The 18,750-nt window shown below is 75.2% G+C and carries 4 protein-coding genes and 1 pseudogene; all 5 read left to right on the forward strand.

What is annotated here, in order from left to right; all coding sequences use genetic code 11:
- Position 1 precedes the first annotated feature (1 nt).
- On the forward strand, positions 2-7,753 hold the full coding sequence (locus BU52_RS32930; protein WP_051858701.1) for a non-ribosomal peptide synthetase: 7,752 nt from the start codon (positions 2-4) through the stop codon (positions 7,751-7,753).
- Positions 7,750-16,602 carry a non-ribosomal peptide synthetase gene (locus BU52_RS29740; protein ID WP_051858702.1) on the forward strand — a complete coding sequence of 2,951 codons (8,853 nt, stop codon included), beginning with the start codon at positions 7,750-7,752 and terminating at the stop codon, positions 16,600-16,602. The genes BU52_RS32930 and BU52_RS29740 overlap by 4 nt, the downstream gene beginning before the upstream one ends.
- Before the next feature lie 25 nt (positions 16,603-16,627).
- Positions 16,628-17,335, forward strand: a complete 708-nt coding sequence (locus BU52_RS29745) for a thioesterase II family protein (RefSeq protein ID WP_037940309.1) — start codon at positions 16,628-16,630, stop codon at positions 17,333-17,335.
- Positions 17,336-17,344: 9 nt separating this feature from the next.
- Positions 17,345-18,169: a mycofactocin-coupled SDR family oxidoreductase gene (locus tag BU52_RS29750; RefSeq protein WP_037940310.1), complete on the forward strand. Its 825-nt coding sequence runs from the start codon at positions 17,345-17,347 to the stop codon at positions 18,167-18,169.
- A gap of 31 nt (positions 18,170-18,200) precedes the next feature.
- Positions 18,201-18,750: pseudogene (locus BU52_RS29755) on the forward strand (hypothetical protein); the annotation flags it as partial.

Here is an 18,750-nt window from a genome sequence, read left to right on the forward strand (position 1 = left end):
AATGACCACCGAGCCCTCGTCGCTGGAAGCCGTCCTGCCGCTGACCCCGCTGCAGGAAGGACTGCTCTTCCACGCGCAGTACGACGAGCAGGACGGCCCGGACGTCTACGTCATGCAGCTCGGCATGGACATCGACGGCCCGCTCGACGTCCCCGTCCTGCGCTCCGCCGCCCACGCCCTGCTCCAGCGGCACGGCAACCTGCGCGCGGGCTTCCGGGACGGCGGGGCGCGCCCCCTGCAGTTCGTCCCCAAGGAGGTCGACCTGCCCTGGCGGGAGGCCGACCTGACCGACGTGCCCGAGGACGAGCGGGACGCGGCGCTGCGCGAGGTCACCGAGCGGGACCGGGCCGCCCGCTTCGACCTGCACCGCCCGCCCCTGCTGCGGTTCACCGTGGTGCGCACCGCGCCGCGGCGGCACCGGCTGCTGGTCACCAACCACCACATCCTGCTGGACGGCTGGTCGGCGCCGGTCCTGGTGCGCGAACTGTTCGAGCTGTACGCGGCCGGCGGTGACGCGTCCGCACTGCCGGCGGTGACGCCGTTCCGCTACCACCTGGCGTGGCTCGCCCGGCAGGACCGCGACGCCGCGGGCCGGGCCTGGCAGGAGGCGCTCGCCGGACTCGACGGGCCGACCCGGCTGGCCGCCCTGTCCGACGACCGCTCCGCCTCGGTGCTGCCCAGCAGGGTCGCCGCCCGGCTGTCGCCGGAGACCACCGAGCGGCTCAACCGCCGCGTGCGCGAACTCGGCCTCACCCTCAACACCGTCGTGCACGCCGCCTGGGGCCTGCTGCTCGGCCGGCTGACCGACCGCACCGACGTCACCTTCGGCATGACCCTCGCCGGCCGGCCGCCGGAGATCCCCGGCGTGCACACCATGGTCGGCCTGTTCCTCAACACCGTGCCGGTACGGGTGCGCCTGCGCCGCGACGAACCGCTGGCCGCGCTGTGCCGCCGGCTCCAGGACGAGCAGCGCGCCCTGATGGCCCACCAGTTCCTCGGCCTCGCGGAGATCCAGCGCACGGCCGGCCACGGCGACCTGTTCGACACCCTCACCGTGACGGAGAACTTCCCCGTCGACCCCGCCGCTCTCACCCTCCCCGGCGGGCTGACGGTCGCCGGGACCTTCTCCACCGACGGCGCGCACTACCCGCTCGCCCTCATGGTCATCCCCGGCACCTCGCTCGAACTGCGCTTCACCTACCGCGCCGACGCCTTCGACGAGGCCCGCGTCGAAGGCTTCAGCCGTGCGCTGACCACCGTCCTCGAGGCCTTCACCGCCGACCCGTCCCTCCCCGCGGGCGCCGTCGACCTGCTGGACGCCGGCGCCCGCGCCCGGCTGCTGGACGAGTGGAGCCCGCCGCCCGCTCCCGCCGAGGCGCGCACCCTGCCCGAACTGCTGGCGCTGCGCGCCGCCGAGACCCCCGACCGTCAGGCGCTGGTCTGCGGTGACCTCTCGCTGACCTACGCGGAACTCACCGACCGGGTGGAGCGGATCGCCGCCTGGCTGCGCGAGCGCGGGGTGCGCCCGGAGGAACCCGTCGGCATCGCCATGGACCGCTCCGCCGAGTACGTCCTCGCCGTGCTCGGCGTGGTCCGCGCCGGTGCCGTGTACGTACCGCTCGACCACCGCTGGCCGCCCGCCCGGCGCGCGCACATCCTCTCCGACAGCGGCGTCTCGCTCATCCTGGAGCAGGGCGACCTGCCGGACCACCACCCGCTGCCCGAGGGCGGCGTCCCGATGCCGCCGGGCCCCGACCGGACCGCGTACATCATGTACACCTCCGGCTCGACCGGCCGGCCCAAGGGCGTCGCCGTCACCCATCGCGGTATCGGCGACCTCGCCGCCGACAGCCGGTTCGCGAACGGCTCGCAGGAGCGGGTCCTGCTCCAGTCGGCCCACGCCTTCGACGCCTCCACGTACCAGATGTGGATCCCGCTGCTGAACGGCACCACCCTCGTCGTCGGCCCGCCCGGCGACCTGGACATCGCCACCATCGGCCGGGTGCTCGCCGGCGACCGGATCACCGCCACGCTGTTCACCACCGGACTGTTCCGGCTGATCGCCGCCGAGGCGCCCGAGGTGCTCCGGCCGCTGCGCGAGGTGTGGACCGGCGGCGAGGCGCTGCCCGCCGCGTCCGTGCGCCAGGTCCTCGACGCCTGCCCGGACCTCACCGTGGTCAACGCCTACGGGCCGACCGAGGTCACCGTCATGGCCGCCGCGCACGCACTGCCGCCCGGCGAATCCGTACCGGAATCCGTGCCCATCGGCCGCCCCATGGACGGCAAGCGCGTCCTCGTGCTCGACAGCGCCCTGCGGCTGTGCCCGCCCGGCGTCGCGGGCGAACTGTACGTCGCCGGCGTGGGACTGGCCCGCGGCTACGTCGGCCGCGCCGACCTGACCGCCGAGCGGTTCGTCGCCGACCCCTACGGCGGCCCCGGCACCCGGCTGTACTGCACCGGCGACGTGGTGCGCTGGCGCGAGGACGGCCTGCTGGAGTTCGTGGGCCGCAGCGACAACCAGGTGAAGCTGCGCGGCTTCCGCATCGAACCCGGCGAGATCGAGGCCGTACTGGCCGGGCACGACGCCGTCGGCCAGGCCGCCGTCGTGGTCCGCGAGGACCGGCCCGGGGTGCGGCACCTGGTCGGCTACGCCGTCCCGGCCGCCGGCGCGCGCCTGGACACCGAGGAACTGCGCCGCTGGGCGGCCGAGCGGCTGCCCGAGTACATGGTGCCGCGGCCCCTGGTCGAGCTGGAGGCGCTGCCGCTGACCACCAACGGCAAGCTGGACGTGCGGGCGCTGCCCGCCCCCGAGCACACCGAGGAGGACGCCCGCGGCCCGCGCACCCCGCACGAGGAACTGCTGTGCGGGCTGTTCGCCGAGGTGCTGGGCCTCGACACGGTCTCCGTGCACGACAACTTCTTCGAGCGGGGCGGGCACTCGCTGCTGGCCACCCGGCTGGTCAGCCGGGTCCGCTCGGTCCTCGGCGTCGAACTGCCCATCCGCCGCGTCTTCGAGGAACCGACCGTGGCCGCGCTCGCCGCCCGGCTCACCGACACCCCGGCGGCCGCCCGGCCCGCGCTGCGCCCGGCGGACCGGCCGCAGCGGGTGCCGCTGTCCTTCGCCCAGCGCAGGCTGTGGTTCCTCAACCGCATGGAGGGGCCGAGCGCCACCTACAACATCCCCTTCGCCGTACGCCTGACCGGCGACCTGGACACGGCCGCGCTGACCGCCGCGTTCAACGATGTCGTCGCCCGGCACGAGGCCCTGCGCACCGTGTTCCCGGACACCGACGGCGAGCCGTGGCAGCACGTCCTGCCCGCCGGGCACGCCGTCGTGGACATCGAGGTCTCCGACGTCGCCGAGGCCGGGCTGCCCGCGGCCCTGCACGCGGCCGGCACGGCGGGTTTCGACCTCGCCGTCGACCTGCCGGTGCGCGCCTGGCTGTTCCGCCTCGCCCCGGACGAGCACGTGCTCTGCGCGGTCGTGCACCACATCGCCGGCGACGGCTGGTCCCAGGCGCCGCTGGTCCGTGACCTGTCGGCGGCCTACCGCGCCCGCCTGGAGGGCTCCGCGCCCGACTGGCGCCCGCTGCCGGTGCAGTACGCCGACTACGCCCTCTGGCAGCGCGAACTGCTCGGCGACGAGCGGGCCGACGACAGCACGGCCGCCACCCAGCTCGCCTACTGGAGCGAGCGGCTCAAGGGCGCGCCGCAGGAGCTCGAACTGCCGACGGACCGGCCCCGCCCGGCGGTCGCCGGCCACGGCGGCGGTGCCGTACCGGTGCACGTCGACCCCGCACTCACCGCCGGGCTGCGCGCGTTGGCGGCGAAGACCGACACCACCCCGTTCATGGTGTTCCAGGCCGCGCTGGCCGCGCTGCTGTCCCGGCTCGGCGCCGGCGACGACATCCCGATCGGCACCCCGGTCGCCGGCCGCACCGACGCCGCGGCCGACGACCTGATCGGCTTCTTCGTCAACACCCTGGTGCTGCGCACCGACGTCTCCGGCGACCCGGGCTTCGCCGAACTGCTGCGGCGGGCCCGCACGGTGGCGCTGGAGGCCTACGCCCACCAGGACCTGCCGTTCGAGCGGCTGGTCGACCTGGTCGGCGCCGACCGCTCGCTGTCGCACAACCCGCTGTTCCAGGTGATCCTCGCCTACCAGAACAACGACCTGCGCGAGGTCGAGCTGCCCGGCCTCACGGTCACCCCGCACGAGATGCCGCTGCCGGTCGCCAAGGTCGACCTGGAACTCACCCTGGTCGAGGACACCGCGGGCGGCGGCATCTCCGGACTGCTGAACTACGCCACCGACCTGTTCGACCGGAGCAGCGCGGAGCGTTTCGCCGCCCACCTGGTGGCGCTGCTGCGGGCCGCCGTCGCCGACCCCGCCCGCCCGGTGCGCACCCTGGAGATCCTGCCGCCCGCGCAGCGCGCCCAACTGCTGACCGGCTGGAACGACACCCGCCGGCCGGTGCCCGCCGGCACCGTCCCGGAGCTGTTCGCCGCCCGGGCCGCCGCCCACGCCACCCGCCCGGCCGTCGTCGGCGAGGCGGGCGAGCTCGACTACGCCACGCTGTCCGACCGGGTCAACCGCCTGGCCCGGCTGCTGATCGAGCACGGAGCCGGCCCGGAGGACCGGGTCGCGCTGGTCCTGCCGCGCTCCGTGGAACTCACCACCGCCCTGCTCGCGGTGACGACCGCCGGCGCCGCCTACGTGCCGGTCGACCCGAACCACCCCGCCGACCGCATCGAGTACATGCTCACCGACGGCGACCCGGTGCTCGTGGTCACCCTGACCGGGCTGGCGGACCGGCTCCCGGACGAGATCGCCGAACCGGTGTTCCTGGACAGTCCCGACGTCGTCGAGGCACTCGCCCGGCACTCCGGCGCCGAGGTCACCGACGCCGACCGGCGGGCCCCGCTGCTCGCCGGCCACCCCGCCTACGTCATCTACACCTCCGGCTCCACCGGACGTCCCAAGGGCGTCGTCGTCGGACACCGCGGACTGGGCAGTCTGGCGGCCTGGCAGGCCGACCACCTGGGCGTGACCGCGGACAGCCGGGTCGGGCAGTTCGCCGCGCCCAGCTTCGACGCCGCCGCCTGGGAGACGGTGATGGCCCTGCTCAACGGCGCCACCCTGGTCCTCGCCCCCGCCGAAGGGCCGCTCCTCGGCGACGCCCTCACCGGCTTCCTGCGCGAGCGGGGGGTCACCCACGCCACCCTCACCCCGACCGCCCTGTCCGGCGCCGACCCTCAGGCCGCGCCCGCCGGCCTGACCCTGGTGCTCGCCGGGGAGGCCGTCCCGCGCGACCTGGTGGCCCGCTGGGCGCCCGGCCGCCGGGTGATCAACGCCTACGGCCCCACCGAGACCACCGTGTGCGCCACCGCGTCCGCACCGGTCGACGGCTCCGCCACCCCGCCCATCGGCGGCCCCATCGCCAACACCCGCGTGTACGTCCTGGACGGCGCGCTCAACCTGTGCCCCGTCGGCGTCGCGGGCGAGCTGTACGTGGCGGGCACCGGGCTGGCGCGCGGCTATCTGCGCCGGCCCGGGATGACGGCGGAGCGGTTCGTCGCCGACCCCTTCGGCGGGCCCGGCGAACGGCTGTACCGCACCGGTGACGTGGTGCGGTGGCGGGCCGACGGCGGTCTCGAGTTCGTCGGCCGCCGGGACGACCAGGTCAAGCTGCGCGGCTTCCGCATCGAGCTCGGCGAGATCGAGGCGGCGGTGTCGGGCTGCCCCGGAGTGGACGCGGCGGCCGTCGTGGTCCGCGAGGACCGTCCCGGCGTCCGGCAGCTGGTGGCGTACGTCGTGCCCGACGGCGAAGCGGAGTGCGCCCCGGAGGGCGTGCGCGCCCGTACGGCCGAGCGGCTGCCGGAGTACATGGTGCCGCAGGCGGTCGTCGTCGTGGACGCGCTGCCGCTGACGGTGAACGGCAAGCTCGACCACGCGGCGCTGCCCGCCCCGGAGTTCGGCGGCGGCGACGGCGGCCGGGCGGTGGCCACCGACGCGGAGAAGATCGTCGCCGAGGCGTTCCGCGAGGTGCTGGGGCTGGCCGAGGTGGGCGCCGACGCCGGCTTCTTCGAACTCGGCGGCGACAGCATCGTCTCCATCAAGCTGGTCGGCGAGGTCCGCAAGGGCGGACTGGTCATCACGCCCCGGGACGTGTTCGAGCACAAGACGGTCGCCGGTCTCGCGGCGGTCGCCCGCAGCGTGGACGACCTGCCCGAGCAGGACCCGGACGCCGGCATCGGCGAGGTGCCGCTCACCCCCATGACCCACTGGCTGCGCGAACTCGGCGGCCGTACCGAACGGTTCCACCAGTCCGTGCTGCTGCGGGTGCCCGCCGGTCTCGGCCTGCGGCCGCTGACCACGGCCCTGCGCACCGTCCTCGACCACCACGACGCGCTGCGGCTGACACTGTCGGACACGGCGGGGGAGTGGTCGTACGAGGTCCGGCCGCGCGGCGCGGTGGACGCCGCGGGCTGCGTCACCCGGGTCGACGTCGCCGGATGCGGGCCCGAGGAGCTGCGCGCCGCGATCGCGCGTCACGCAGAGCGGGCCGTCGGCGACCTGGCGCCCACGCGGGGCGACATGGTGCGCGCGGTGTGGTTCGACGCCGGTGCGGACGCCCCGGGCCGGCTGCTGCTGGTCGCCCACCACCTGGTCGTCGACGGGGTGTCCTGGCGGATCCTGGTGCCCGACCTGGCCGCCGCCTGGCAGGCCGCCGCTTCCGGCACCGAGGCCGCGCTCGAACCGGTCGGCACCGCGTGGCGGCGGTGGGCCCAGTGGCTCGGCGAGCTCGCCGCCCAGCCCGCCCGCGCCGCACAGGTCGCCTGGTGGGCGGACCAGCTGAGCGACGAGGACGTCCCGGTGACCGCCGAGCGGCGCGACCCGGCCCGCGACACCATGGGCACCCAGAGCGCACTCGCCGTCACCCTGCCCGAGGACGTCACCGAGCGGCTGCTGACCGCCGTGCCGGCCGCGGCGCGCTGCGGCGTGGAGGACGTGTTCCTGACGGCGTTCGCCCTGGCGGTCGCCGACTGGCGCAGACGGCGCGGACTCGGTGCCGGCACCGCCGTCCTGGTCGACGTCGAACGGCACGGCCGGCAGATACCGCCCGGCCACGACCTCGACGTCTCCCGGACCGTCGGCTGGTTCACCAGCCTCGCCCCGGTGCGCCTCGACCTCGGCCCGGTCTCCTGGGGCCAGGTGTTCACCAGCCCCGGCGCCCTGCACAAGGCCCTCTCCCGGGTCAAGGAGACCCTGCGCGAGCTGCCCGACGAGGGCGTCGGGTACGGCCTGCTGCGCCACCTCAACCCGCGCACCCGCGACGAGCTGGCCGCCTGCGGGCAGCCCCAGTTCGGCTTCAACTACCTGGGCCGCACGGTGGTCGCCGACGCGTCCGGCGGCGACGACTGGAGCATGTCGGCCGACGGCGAGGTGCTGCGCGAACTGGGCGGCGGCGACCCGGACATGCCGGCCCCGCACGCGGTCTCCCTCAACGTCGTCGTCGAGGACGGCCCCGCCGGGCCACGGCTGGTCGCCAACTGGACCTGGCCGCGCCGCCTGCTGGAGCCCGACGAAGTGCGCGCCCTGGCCGACGGCTGGTTCCGCGCGCTGACCGCGCTCGCCGAGCACGCCGCCGAGGAGCGGCCCGCCGGCCTCACCCCCTCGGACCTGTCACTGATCGACCTCGAACTCGACGACCTCGGGGTGCTGGAAGCAGAGTGGAGGAAGACCCAGTGACCAGCAACGACCTCTTCGAGGACATCCTTCCCCTGGCACCACTGCAGGAAGGGATGCTCTTCCACGCCACCTACGACGAGGCCGCCCTCGACGTCTACACCGTGCGGCTGGCCATCGACTTCGAGGGCCCCTTCGACCTGGACGTCTTCCGCGACGCGGTGCGCGCGCTGCTGGTCCGGCGCGGCAACCTGCGGGCCGGGTTCCTCTCGGAGAACCTCAGCCGGCCGGTCAGCGTCGTGCCGCGCTCCTTCGACACCCCCGTCGTCGTGCACGACCTGTCCGCGCTCGGCGAGCCGGAGCGGGCGGCACGCCTGGCCGAACTGGACGCCGCCGAGCGGGCCGTGCGCTTCGACCTCACCAGGCCGCCGCTGCTGCGCTTCACCGTGGTGCGGCTGGCGGAGGACGGCTGGCGGCTGATGTTCGCCTGCCACCACATCCTGCTCGACGGCTGGTCCATGCCGATCGTGCTCGGCGAGCTGTTCGCGCTGTACGGCGCGCGCGGCGACGCCTCCGCCCTGCCGCCCGCCGCGCCCTTCAAGCTGTACCTGGCCTGGCTGCGCCGGCAGGACAAGGAACAGGGACTGAAGGCCTGGCGGTCCGCGCTCGACGGCCTGCCGGGCGCCACCCTGGTCGCCCCCGACGCCGACGACACCCTCGACGCGCTGCCGGGCCGCGTCGTCACCGACCTGCCGGCCGGGCCGAGCGCGCGCCTGACCGCGCTCGCCCGACGGCTCGGCATCACCGTCAACACCGCGGTGCAGACGGCCTGGGGCCTGCTGCTGGCCCGGCTCACCGGCAGCGACGACGTCGTCTTCGGCGCGACGGTCTCCGGGCGCCCGCCGGAGCTCGACGGCGTCGAGACCATGGTGGGCCTGTTCATCAACACCGTGCCGGTGCGCGTCCGGCTCGCGCCCGGCGAGACCCTGCGCGCGCTGCTGCTGCGGGTCCAGGACGAGCAGTCCGCCCTGCTGGACCACCACTACATCGGCCTGACCGAGGTGCAGCGCGCGGCGGGACACGGCCGCCTCTTCGACAGCCTCGTCGCCTTCGAGAGCTACCCGGTGGACGCGGACTCGCTCCAGTCGTCCATCGGCGACCTCACCGTGACCGGTGTCTCCGGCGACGACGCCACCCACTACCCGCTGACGCTGATCGTCGTACCCGGCGAGCGTGTGCAGCTCCGGCTCGGTCACCAGGGCGGCCTGTTCACCGCCGAGACCGCCGGCGCGCTGCTGACCGAGCTGGAGCGGCTGCTGACGGCCGTCGCCGACGACGACACCCGGCCGGTGACCGAGGTGCTGGCGTCGGTCACCGTGCCCGAGGTGCGGCCGGCCGGCGCGCGGAGCGCCGGCGGCGACACGGGCGGCACGTCGGTGTCGGACCTGACCGTCGTCTCCGGCGGGGGACGGGCCCCGCGGACCCCGCACGAGGAAGTGCTCTGCGGACTGTTCGCCGAGGCCCTCGGCGTGCCCTCGGTCTCCATCGACGACAACTTCTTCGACCTGGGCGGCCACTCGCTGCTCGCCACCCGGCTGGTCAGCCGGGTCCGCAGCGTCTTCGACATCGAACTCCCCGTCCGCGCCCTGTTCGACGCGCAGACCGTGGCGGCGCTCGCCGAGCGTGTGACCCGCTCGTCGACGGGCGGCCGTCCGCCCGTGCGCGCGGCGGGGGAGCGCCCGGAACGGGTGCCGCTGTCGTTCGCGCAGCGACGGCTGTGGTTCCTGGGCCGCATGGAGGGACCGAGCGGCACCTACAACATCCCGCTGGCGGTGCGGCTGACGGGCACGCTGGACGTGCCCGCGCTGCGGTCCGCGCTGCGGGACGTCGTGGGGCGGCACGAGTCGCTGCGCACGGTGTTCCCGGACGTGGACGGGCAGCCCTGGCAGCGGGTCGTGCCGCTCGCCGAGGCGGATCTGCCGCTCGGGGTCGTGGAGGTGACCGAGGAGGGGCTGCGCGCGGCGCTCGGGTCGGCGGCCTCGGCCGGGTTCGACCTGGCGGTGGACCTGCCGGTGCGGGCGACGCTGTTCCGGGTCTCGGAGACCGAGCACGTGCTGTGCGTCGTGGTGCACCACATCGCCGGCGACGGTTGGTCGCAGGCGCCGTTGGCGCGTGATCTGGGGCTGGCCTACCGGGCGCGGCTCGCGGGCTCGGCGCCGGACTGGGAGCCGCTGCCGGTGCAGTACGCGGACTACGCGCTGTGGCAGCGGGACGTACTCGGCGGTGAGGACGACGCGGACTCGCCGATCGCGGCGCAGCTGGCGTACTGGCGCGAGGCGCTGAAGGGGCTGCCGGACGAGCTGAGCCTTCCGGTGGACCGTTCCCGCCCGGCCGTGGCGTCGTACCGCGGCGGCACGGTGTCGGTCGAACTGGGCGCGCGGCTGCACCGGGACCTGGTGGGGCTCGCGCGAGCGACGCGGTCGTCGCTGTTCATGGTGTTGCAGGCGGGTGTGGCGGGGCTGCTGTCCCGGCTGGGCGCGGGAACGGACGTGCCGCTGGGCACGGCCATCGCGGGCCGTACGGACGCGGCGCTGGACGATCTCGTCGGGTTCTTCGTGAACACGCTGGTGCTGCGCACCGACGTCTCCGGTGACCCGGGGTTCCGGGAGCTGGTGGAGCGGGTCCGGGTGACGGACCTGGCGGCGTACGCCCATCAGGACCTGCCGTTCGAGCAGTTGGTGCACGCGGTGCAGCCCGCCAGGTCGCTGTCCAGGCACCCGCTGTTCCAGGTGATGATCGTCCTGCAGAACAACGCCGTCGCCACCCTCGACCTGCCGGGCCTCACCGCCCGCCCGATCGACGGGGACATCGGCGCCGCGAAGTTCGACCTCGGCTTCAACTTCGTGGAGCGCAAGGACGACATGGGCGGACCCGCCGGTGTCGAGGTGACGGTGGAGTACAGCGCCGACCTCTTCGACGCCGACACGGTCGCCGTCCTGGGCAGGCGCCTGGTGCGCATGCTCACGCTGGCCGTCGCCGACCCCGCCATGCCGCTGAGCGGTCTCGACCTGCTCGAACCGCGCGAGTGGCAGCAGTTGCTGACCGGCAGGCCCGGCATCGGGCAGGCCGACGGCCCCGAGCCCTCCGACACCCTCCCCGGGCTCTTCGCGGCCCGCACGGCGGCCGCCCCGGACCATCCGGCCGTCGTCGCCGAGGACGGCGAGCTGAGCTACGCCGAACTCGGCGAACGCTCCGCACGGCTCGCCGCGCTGCTGGCGGACCGCGGTGTGCGCCGCGGCGACGTGGTCGCGGTCGCCGTGCCGCGCTCGGCGGCCCTGACCGTCGCGCACCTCGCGGTGCTGCGGGCCGGCGCGGTCTGCCTGCCGGTCCGGCCGGAGGACCCGCCCGGGCGGATCGCCCGCCTCCTCGGCGAGGCCGCGCCCGCCGCCGTCCTCACCACGCGGGACACCGTGTCCGCACTGCCCGGGACCGTCACCGCACCCGTCCTGGTCGACGACGCCCTGGCCGTGTCCGCCGAACCGGACCGGGAACTGCCCGGCCCGCTGCCCGACTCGCCCGCCTACCTCCTCCGCACGCCCGGCGGGGAGAGCGTCCTCCTGCCGCACCGGGGCATCGTGAACCGGCTGCTGTGGATGCGCGACGCCCACCGCCTCGGCTCCGGCGACCGGGTGCTGCACAAGGCACCCGAGGACCTCGACGTCTCCGTGTGGGAGCAGTTCGCCCCGCTGGCCGCCGGTGCCACCCAGGTGGTCGCCGCGCCCGGCAGCCACCGCGACCCGGTCCGCCTGGCCCGGCTCATCAGCCGCGCCGGCGTGACCACGGCCCACTTCGCGCCCTCGGAACTGGAGGTGTTCCTCGCCGGGCCCGAGGCCGCCCACCGCACTGGGCTGCGCCGCGTGCTGTGCGGCGGCGAACCGCTGCCGGCCGGCCTGCCCGACCGGTTCCGGGCGCTGTCGCCCGGAGCGGAACTGACGGTGCTGCACGGCCCCACGGAGGCGTCGTTCGACGTCCTGGCCTGGGACGGAGCCACCGGCACCGCCACCGCCCACCCGCCGGCCGGCCGGCCGGTCCGCAACACCCGGGTGTACGTCCTCGACGACCACCTCGCCCCGCTGCCGGCCGGCAGCAGCGGCGAACTGTACGTCGGCGGCGTGCAGCTGGCGCACGGCTACCTGAACCGTCCGGACCTGACGGCGGAGCGGTTCGTGGCCGACCCGTTCGGCCCGCCCGGCTCCCGGCTCCACCGCACCGGCGACCTGGCCCGCATCACCCGGGACGGCACGGTGGAACTCCTCGGCCGCACCGACGGCCGCGTCACCGTCGGCGGCCGCCCGGTCGACCCGGGCGAGGTCGAGCGGGTCCTGACCGCCCACCCGGCCGTCGGCGCCGCACTGGTGACCGCCCGCCCGGGCCCCGGCGGAGCGACCGTGCTGGTCGCCCACCACGTCCCCGCCGACGCGGCGGCCCCGGCGGACGCCGGGACACTGCGCGCCCACGCCGCCGCGGCCCTCCCCGAGTACGCGGTCCCCGCCCACTATCTGGCGCTGGAGGCCTTCCCGCGCACCGATGACGGCCGGATCGACCGCGCGGCCCTGCCCGAGCCCCACCGGAGCACGTCACGCGCCCCGCGCAACGACATCGAGCAGACCCTGTGCGGGCTCTTCGCCGAGCTCCTCGGCAAGCCGGTCACCGGCATCGACGACAGCTTCTTCGACCTGGGCGGCCACTCGCTGCTCGCCACCCGGCTGGTCAGCCGGGTCCGCTCCACCTTCGGCATCGAGCTGCCGTTCCGCGACATCTTCGACGCGCAGACGGTGGCGGCGCTCGCCGAGCGGGTCGTCGCCTCGTCGACGGGCGGCCGTCCGCCCGTGCGCCCGGTGCCGGACCGTCCGGAACGGGTGCCCCTGGCCTTCGCGCAGCGGCGGCTGTGGTTCCTGAACCGCATGGAGGGACCGAGCGGCACCTACAACGTGCCGGTGGCGGTACGGCTCTCCGGGGCGCTGGACGTGGCGGCGCTCACCGCCGCGTTCCACGACGTGGTCGCCCGGCACGAGGCGCTGCGCACCGTGTTCCCCGAGACCGACGGCGAACCGTGGCAGCGGGTCCTGCCGGCCGCGGAGGCCACCGTGCCCGTCGAGGTCGCCGACGTGACCGAGGAGGGTCTGCGGGCGGCACTGGAGGCGTCCGCGTCGGCCGGGTTCGACCTGGCGGTGGACCTGCCGGTGCGGGCGTCACTGCTCCGGGTCTCGGAGACCGAGCACGTGCTGTGCGTCGTGACGCACCACATCGCCGGCGACGGCTGGTCCCAGGCCCCGCTCGGACGCGACCTGGCCCTCGCCTACCGGGCGCGGCTCGCGGGCTCGGCGCCGGACTGGGAGCCGCTGCCGGTGCAGTACGCGGACTACGCGCTGTGGCAGCGGGACGTACTCGGCGGTGAGGACGACGCGGACTCGCCGATCGCGGCGCAGCTGGCGTACTGGCGCGAGGCGCTGAAGGGGCTGCCGGACGAGCTGAGCCTCCCGGTGGACCGTTCCCGCCCGGCCGTGGCGTCGTACCGCGGCGGCACGGTGTCGGTCGAACTCGGCGCCGGACTCCACCGCGACCTGACCGACCTGGCGAGCTCCACCCGGTCGTCGCTGTTCATGGTGTTGCAGGCGGGTGTGGCGGGGCTGCTGTCCCGGCTGGGCGCGGGAACGGACGTGCCGCTGGGCACGGCCATCGCGGGCCGCACGGACGCGGCGCTGGACGACCTGGTCGGGTTCTTCGTGAACACGCTGGTGCTGCGCACCGACGTCTCCGGTGACCCGGGGTTCCGGGAGCTGGTGGAGCGGGTCCGGGTGACGGACCTTGCGGCGTACGCCCATCAGGACCTGCCGTTCGAGCAGTTGGTGCACGCGGTGCAGCCCGCCAGGTCGCTGTCCAGGCACCCGCTGTTCCAGGTGATGATCGTCCTGCAGAACAACGCCGTCGCCACCCTGGACCTGCCGGGCCTCACCGCCCGCCCGATCGACGGGGAGACCTCCGCCGCCAAGTTCGACCTCGGCTTCAACTTCGTCGAACGCACCGACCTCGACGGCGCCCCGGCCGGCATCGACGTCTCCCTCGAGTACAGCGCCGACCTGTTCGACGCCGGCACCGTGAGACTCGTCGGCGAACGGCTCGTCCGGCTGCTCACCACCGCCGTGGCCGAACCGGCGACACCGCTCACCCGGATCGACATCCTCGACCCGGCCGAGCGCGAGCGGCTGGTCACCGGCCTCAACGACACCGCCCGCCGCCTCGAACTGCCCGCGGTGACGGAGTCCGGCTTCGCGCCGGAGACCCTCGCCGGGCTCTTCGCCGCCCAGGCGGCGAGCACCCCGGACCGGCCGGCGGTGACCGGTGAGGACGGCGAGCTCAGCTACGCCGAGCTCGACGACCGCTCCTCCCGGCTGGCCGCGCTGCTCGCCGCCCGCGGCGTGCGCCGCGGCGACGTGGTCGCGGTCGCCGTGCCGCGCTCGGCGGGCCTGACGGTCGCCCTGCTCGCCGCGCTCAAGGCGGGTGCCGCCTATCTGCCGGTGGAGACCGACTACCCGGCCGAGCGGATCGCCTACGTCCTCGGCGACGCCCGCCCCGCCGTCCTGCTCACCACCTCCCGGGCGCTGCGCGACCTGCCCGGGGCCGTCAAGGGCACCGTCCGCTCCCTGGTCGTGCTCGACGACCTCGGCACCGACTGGGAACTGGCCGCCGTGTCCGCCGAGGAGACCCGGGCGCTGCCGGGACCGCTGCCGGACTCGCCCGCCTACGTCATCTACACGTCCGGCTCGACCGGCCGCCCCAAGGGCGTCGTCGTCCCCCACCGGGGCATCGTCAACCGCCTGCTGTGGATGCAGGACACCTACCGCATCGGCGCGGACGACCGCGTGCTGCAGAAGACGCCGTCCGGATTCGACGTCTCCGTCTGGGAGTTCTTCTGGCCGCTGGTGACCGGCTCGGTCCAGGTCGCCGCACGGCCCGGGGGCCACCGGGACGCCGCCTACCTCGCCCGTCTCATCCAGGAGGCGGCCGTCACCACGGTCCACTTCGTGCCGTCGATGCTGGAGGTGTTCCTCGCCGAGCCCGAGGCCGCCCGCTGCACCGGCCTGCGCCGCGTGCTGTGCAGCGGCGAGGCCCTGCCCGCCGGTCTGCGCGACCGGTTCCGGGCCCTGCTCGGCGGGGTGGAACTGCACAACCTCTACGGGCCGACCGAGGCGTCCGTCGACGTCACAGCCTGGGACTGCGCCGCCCGGCCGGACAGCGCGAACGTCCCGATCGGCAGGCCCGTCTGGAACACCCGGACGTATGTGCTGGACGCCGCGCTCGGCCCGGTCCCGGCCGGCAGCAGCGGCGAACTGTACCTCGGCGGCGTGCAGCTCGCGCACGGCTACCTGAACCGTCCGGACCTGACGGCGGAGCGGTTCGTGGCCGACCCGTACGGCCCGCCCGGCTCCCGGCTCTACCGCACCGGCGACCTGGCCCGCGTCACCCGGGACGGAGTGATCGAGTACCTCGGCCGCACCGACGACCAGGTGAAGATCCGCGGGCAGCGCATCGAGCTCGGCGAGATCGAGCACGCGCTCACCCGGCACGCCCGGGTCGGCAGCGCCGTGGTGACCGCGCTCCGGGACCCCTCGGGCGACACGCGCCTCGCGGCGTACGTCACCGCGGCCGAGCCCGCCGCGCCCGTCGACCCGGAGGAGCTGCGCGACCACCTCGCCGGCCTGCTGCCCGCCCACATGGTGCCCGTGCACTACGCCGTCATCGACGCCGTGCCGGTCACCCCGAACGGCAAGGTCGACAAGAAGGCCCTCCCGGCCCCGCGCCTGCTCGACCGCCGGCCCGGCCGGGCCCCGCGCGACGCGACCGAGGCGGCCCTGTGCGAGATCTTCGCCGGGCTCCTCGGCCGCGACACGGTCCACATCGACGACAACTTCTTCGACCTCGGGGGCCATTCGCTGCTCGCGACCAAGCTCATCAGCCGGGTCCGCGACCGGCTCGGCGCGGAGCTGTCGGTGGTGTCGGTCTTCGAGGCGCCGACGGTGGCGGCCCTCGCAGGCCGCCTCGGCCAGGACGCCACGGCCGGGCCGACCGCTCCGCTGCTGACCCTGCGCCCCGGCACGGGCACCCCGCTGTTCTGCGTCCACCCGCTCGGCGGACTGAGCTGGCCGTACGCCTCCCTCGCCGAGCACCTGCCCGCGGAGGTCGCCCTGTACGGCCTCCAGGCGGTCGGACTCGACGGTGAAGGACCGCTTCCCGGCACCCTCGGGGAGATGGCGGACGACTACGTGGCCCGCGTCCGCGCGGTCCAGCCGGAGGGCCCCTACCGGCTCCTCGGCTGGTCGCTGGGCGGCCGGATCGCCCACGCCATGGCGGCCCGCCTGGAGGCCGACGGGCAGGAGGTGGAGCTGCTCGCCCTGCTGGACGCCTACCCGAACGCCGAGGCCGACCCCGAGGCGCGCTTCTCGGAACGGGAGTTCCTCGACGGCGTCCTCACCGCGGCCGGCCTCGACGCGGCCGACGTCGACGGACCGGTCGACGTCGACTCGGTCATGGCGGCGGTGCGCTCCGCGGGGAAGGACCTGGCCGGCCTGACGGCCGACCAGCTGCGGCGGCTGCAGCACGTGATGGCCAACAGCTTCCGCATCGACGGTGCCGCGCCCACCGGGCGCTGCCGGGCCGGCGCGGTGATGTTCGCCGCGACCGTCGACCCGGTCGGTGACCCCGGCCACTGGCGCGACCACGTCGGCGGGGACCTGGAGGTCCACTCCGTCGCCGCCTCCCACAACGACCTGATGCGGCCCGAGCCGCTCGCCGAGATGGGGGCGGTGCTGGCGAAGAAGCTGGCCCCCTCCGTTCGTGCGGACCACGCCTGACCCTCAGCCCAGAAAAGGAATCACCATGTCGAAGACGGTCGTGCTCTGCGTGCCGTTCGCCGGGGCCGGTGCCTCGGTCTTCCGCCCCTGGGTGCCGCTCGCCCAGGACCGGTTCGAGCTGGCCGCCGTGCAACTCCCGGGCCGCGAACAGCGGTTCGCCGAGGAGCCGTACCGCAACGCCGTCGAGGCCGCCGACGGGCTGCTGCCCGAGGTGCTGGAGCGGGTCCGGGGTGCCGGCCCGGTCGTCCTGTTCGGCCACAGCCTCGGCGCGGTGCTGTCGTACGAGATCGCCCACGGGCTGGCCGCGACCGACGGCGTCGACCTGGCGGCGCTCGTCGTCAGCGGCTCCCCGGGACCGTGGACGAAGCGCGAGAACGGGGCGAGCGGACTCGACGACGACCAGTTCCTCGACCGGGTCAAGGAGTTCGCCGGCTACCGGCACGACGCGCTGGAGGACCCGGAGATGCGCGAACTGCTGCTGCCCACGCTCCGCGCCGACGTGGAGATGCACGAGAGCTACGTCCCCTCCTCCGACGCACCGCTGTCCGTGCCGATCGTCTCGGTGCGCGGCACCACCGACACCCTGGTGACCACCGAGCAGGCCATGGAGTGGTCCAAGGCCACCAGCGGCGAGTTCCACTTCGTGGAGGTCGAGGGCGGCCACATGTACCTGATCGACAACCCCGAGGGCCTGATCGACGTGCTCGCCGACGTCCACCCCGACCGTATCTGAGGAGTTCCGGTGCGCCTGCAAGGAAAGACCGTCGTCGTGACGGGAGCCGCGCGCGGCGTCGGCCGTGCCTGCGCGCTGGCGTTCAGCCGGGAGGGCGCCGACCTCGCCCTGCTCGACGTCTGCGGCGACGTGGACGGCGTGCCCTACCCGCTCGGCACGGTCAGCCAGCTGGACCACACCGCGCGGCTCTGCCGTGAGCAGGGCTCCGCCGTGCTCACGGCGGCCGCCGACATCCGCGACGGCGCCGCCCTGCGCGCGGCCGTCGGCGAGACGCTCGACCGGTTCGGCGCGATCGACGTCCTCGTCAACAACGCGGGCATCGTCGCGCCGTCGGGCCGGACCACCCACGAGACCACCGAGGACGAGTGGCAGGTGATGATCGACGTCAACCTGTCCGGCGCCTGGCGCATGATCTCGCTGGTCGCCCCGCACATGGTCGCGCGGCGCTCGGGCAGCATCGTCAACGTCGCCTCCACCGCCGGTCTGGTGGGCTACCGCCACTTCGCCGGGTACACCGCCTCCAAGCACGGCCTGATCGGGCTGACCCGGGCGGCCGCGCTGGACTACGCGCCGCTGAAGGTGCGCGTCAACGCCCTGTGCCCCGGATCGATCCGGGACGACAGCCGGGCCGAGGGCCGGATGCTCACCGAGATCGCCCGGTCGCTGCAACTGCCGGTCGGCGAGCACGAGCAGGCCTTCGTCCAGTCGCAGCCGATGAACGCGCTGATCGAGCCGGAGGACGTGGCGGGTGCCGCGCTCTGGCTGGCCTCCGACGAGTCCCGGCAGGTGACCGGCTCCGTGCTGACCGTCGACGGCGGCTTCACCACCCGCTGAGCCATCACAACCACGCCTAGGGGACCCAGTCGTGTCGATCTCACACCAGGACGCCGTCGCACCGCCCGCGCCGGAGCCGCACTCCGCCGCCGCCCGTACCGGCGAGCGGGCCCCGGACAGCGACCGTGCCGCAGCCGGCCCGTCGTGCCACGCACTGCGCGTGCGCCTCGCCGGGGGGCCGCCCGCCGCCCTCGACGCTGCGACGGCCTCGTCCGGAGCCGTACGGCTGTGGACCGAGCGGGTGCCGTGCGGGGCCGACGAGCCCGCCGCCGAGCGGTGGCGCGCGCGCGAACTCGCCCGCCCGCTGCCCGCCCACCAGGACACCCCGGCGCGGGCGGTGCTCCTGCGGTACGCCGACGGCGCCGCCGATCTCGTGCTGGTGGCCCACCGCGCCACCCTGGACACCGAGGGCCTGCACACCCTCGCGGCCCGCCTGCTGGCCGCCGCCGGCCCGCACCCGGCCGGTCGGCCCGCCGACCCGCACACCCCCGACACCACCGGCCCCACCGCCTCGGCCGTCGCGGACGCCGCCGGCGCGGCCCCCGCCGGGCCGGACACGGTGACCGGGGCGGGCCCCGGCA

This window comes from Streptomyces toyocaensis (assembly GCF_000725125.1).
Classification (GTDB): domain Bacteria; phylum Actinomycetota; class Actinomycetes; order Streptomycetales; family Streptomycetaceae; genus Streptomyces; species Streptomyces toyocaensis.

What these genes read in the sequence shown, in the direction of transcription:
- BU52_RS29745 (WP_037940309.1), top strand. Translation starts at nt 16,628, where the DNA reads ATGTCGAAGACGGTCGTGCTCTGCGTGCCGTTCGCCGGGGCCGGTGCC.
- BU52_RS32930 (WP_051858701.1), top strand. Translation starts at nt 2, where the DNA reads ATGACCACCGAGCCCTCGTCGCTGGAAGCCGTCCTGCCGCTGACCCCG.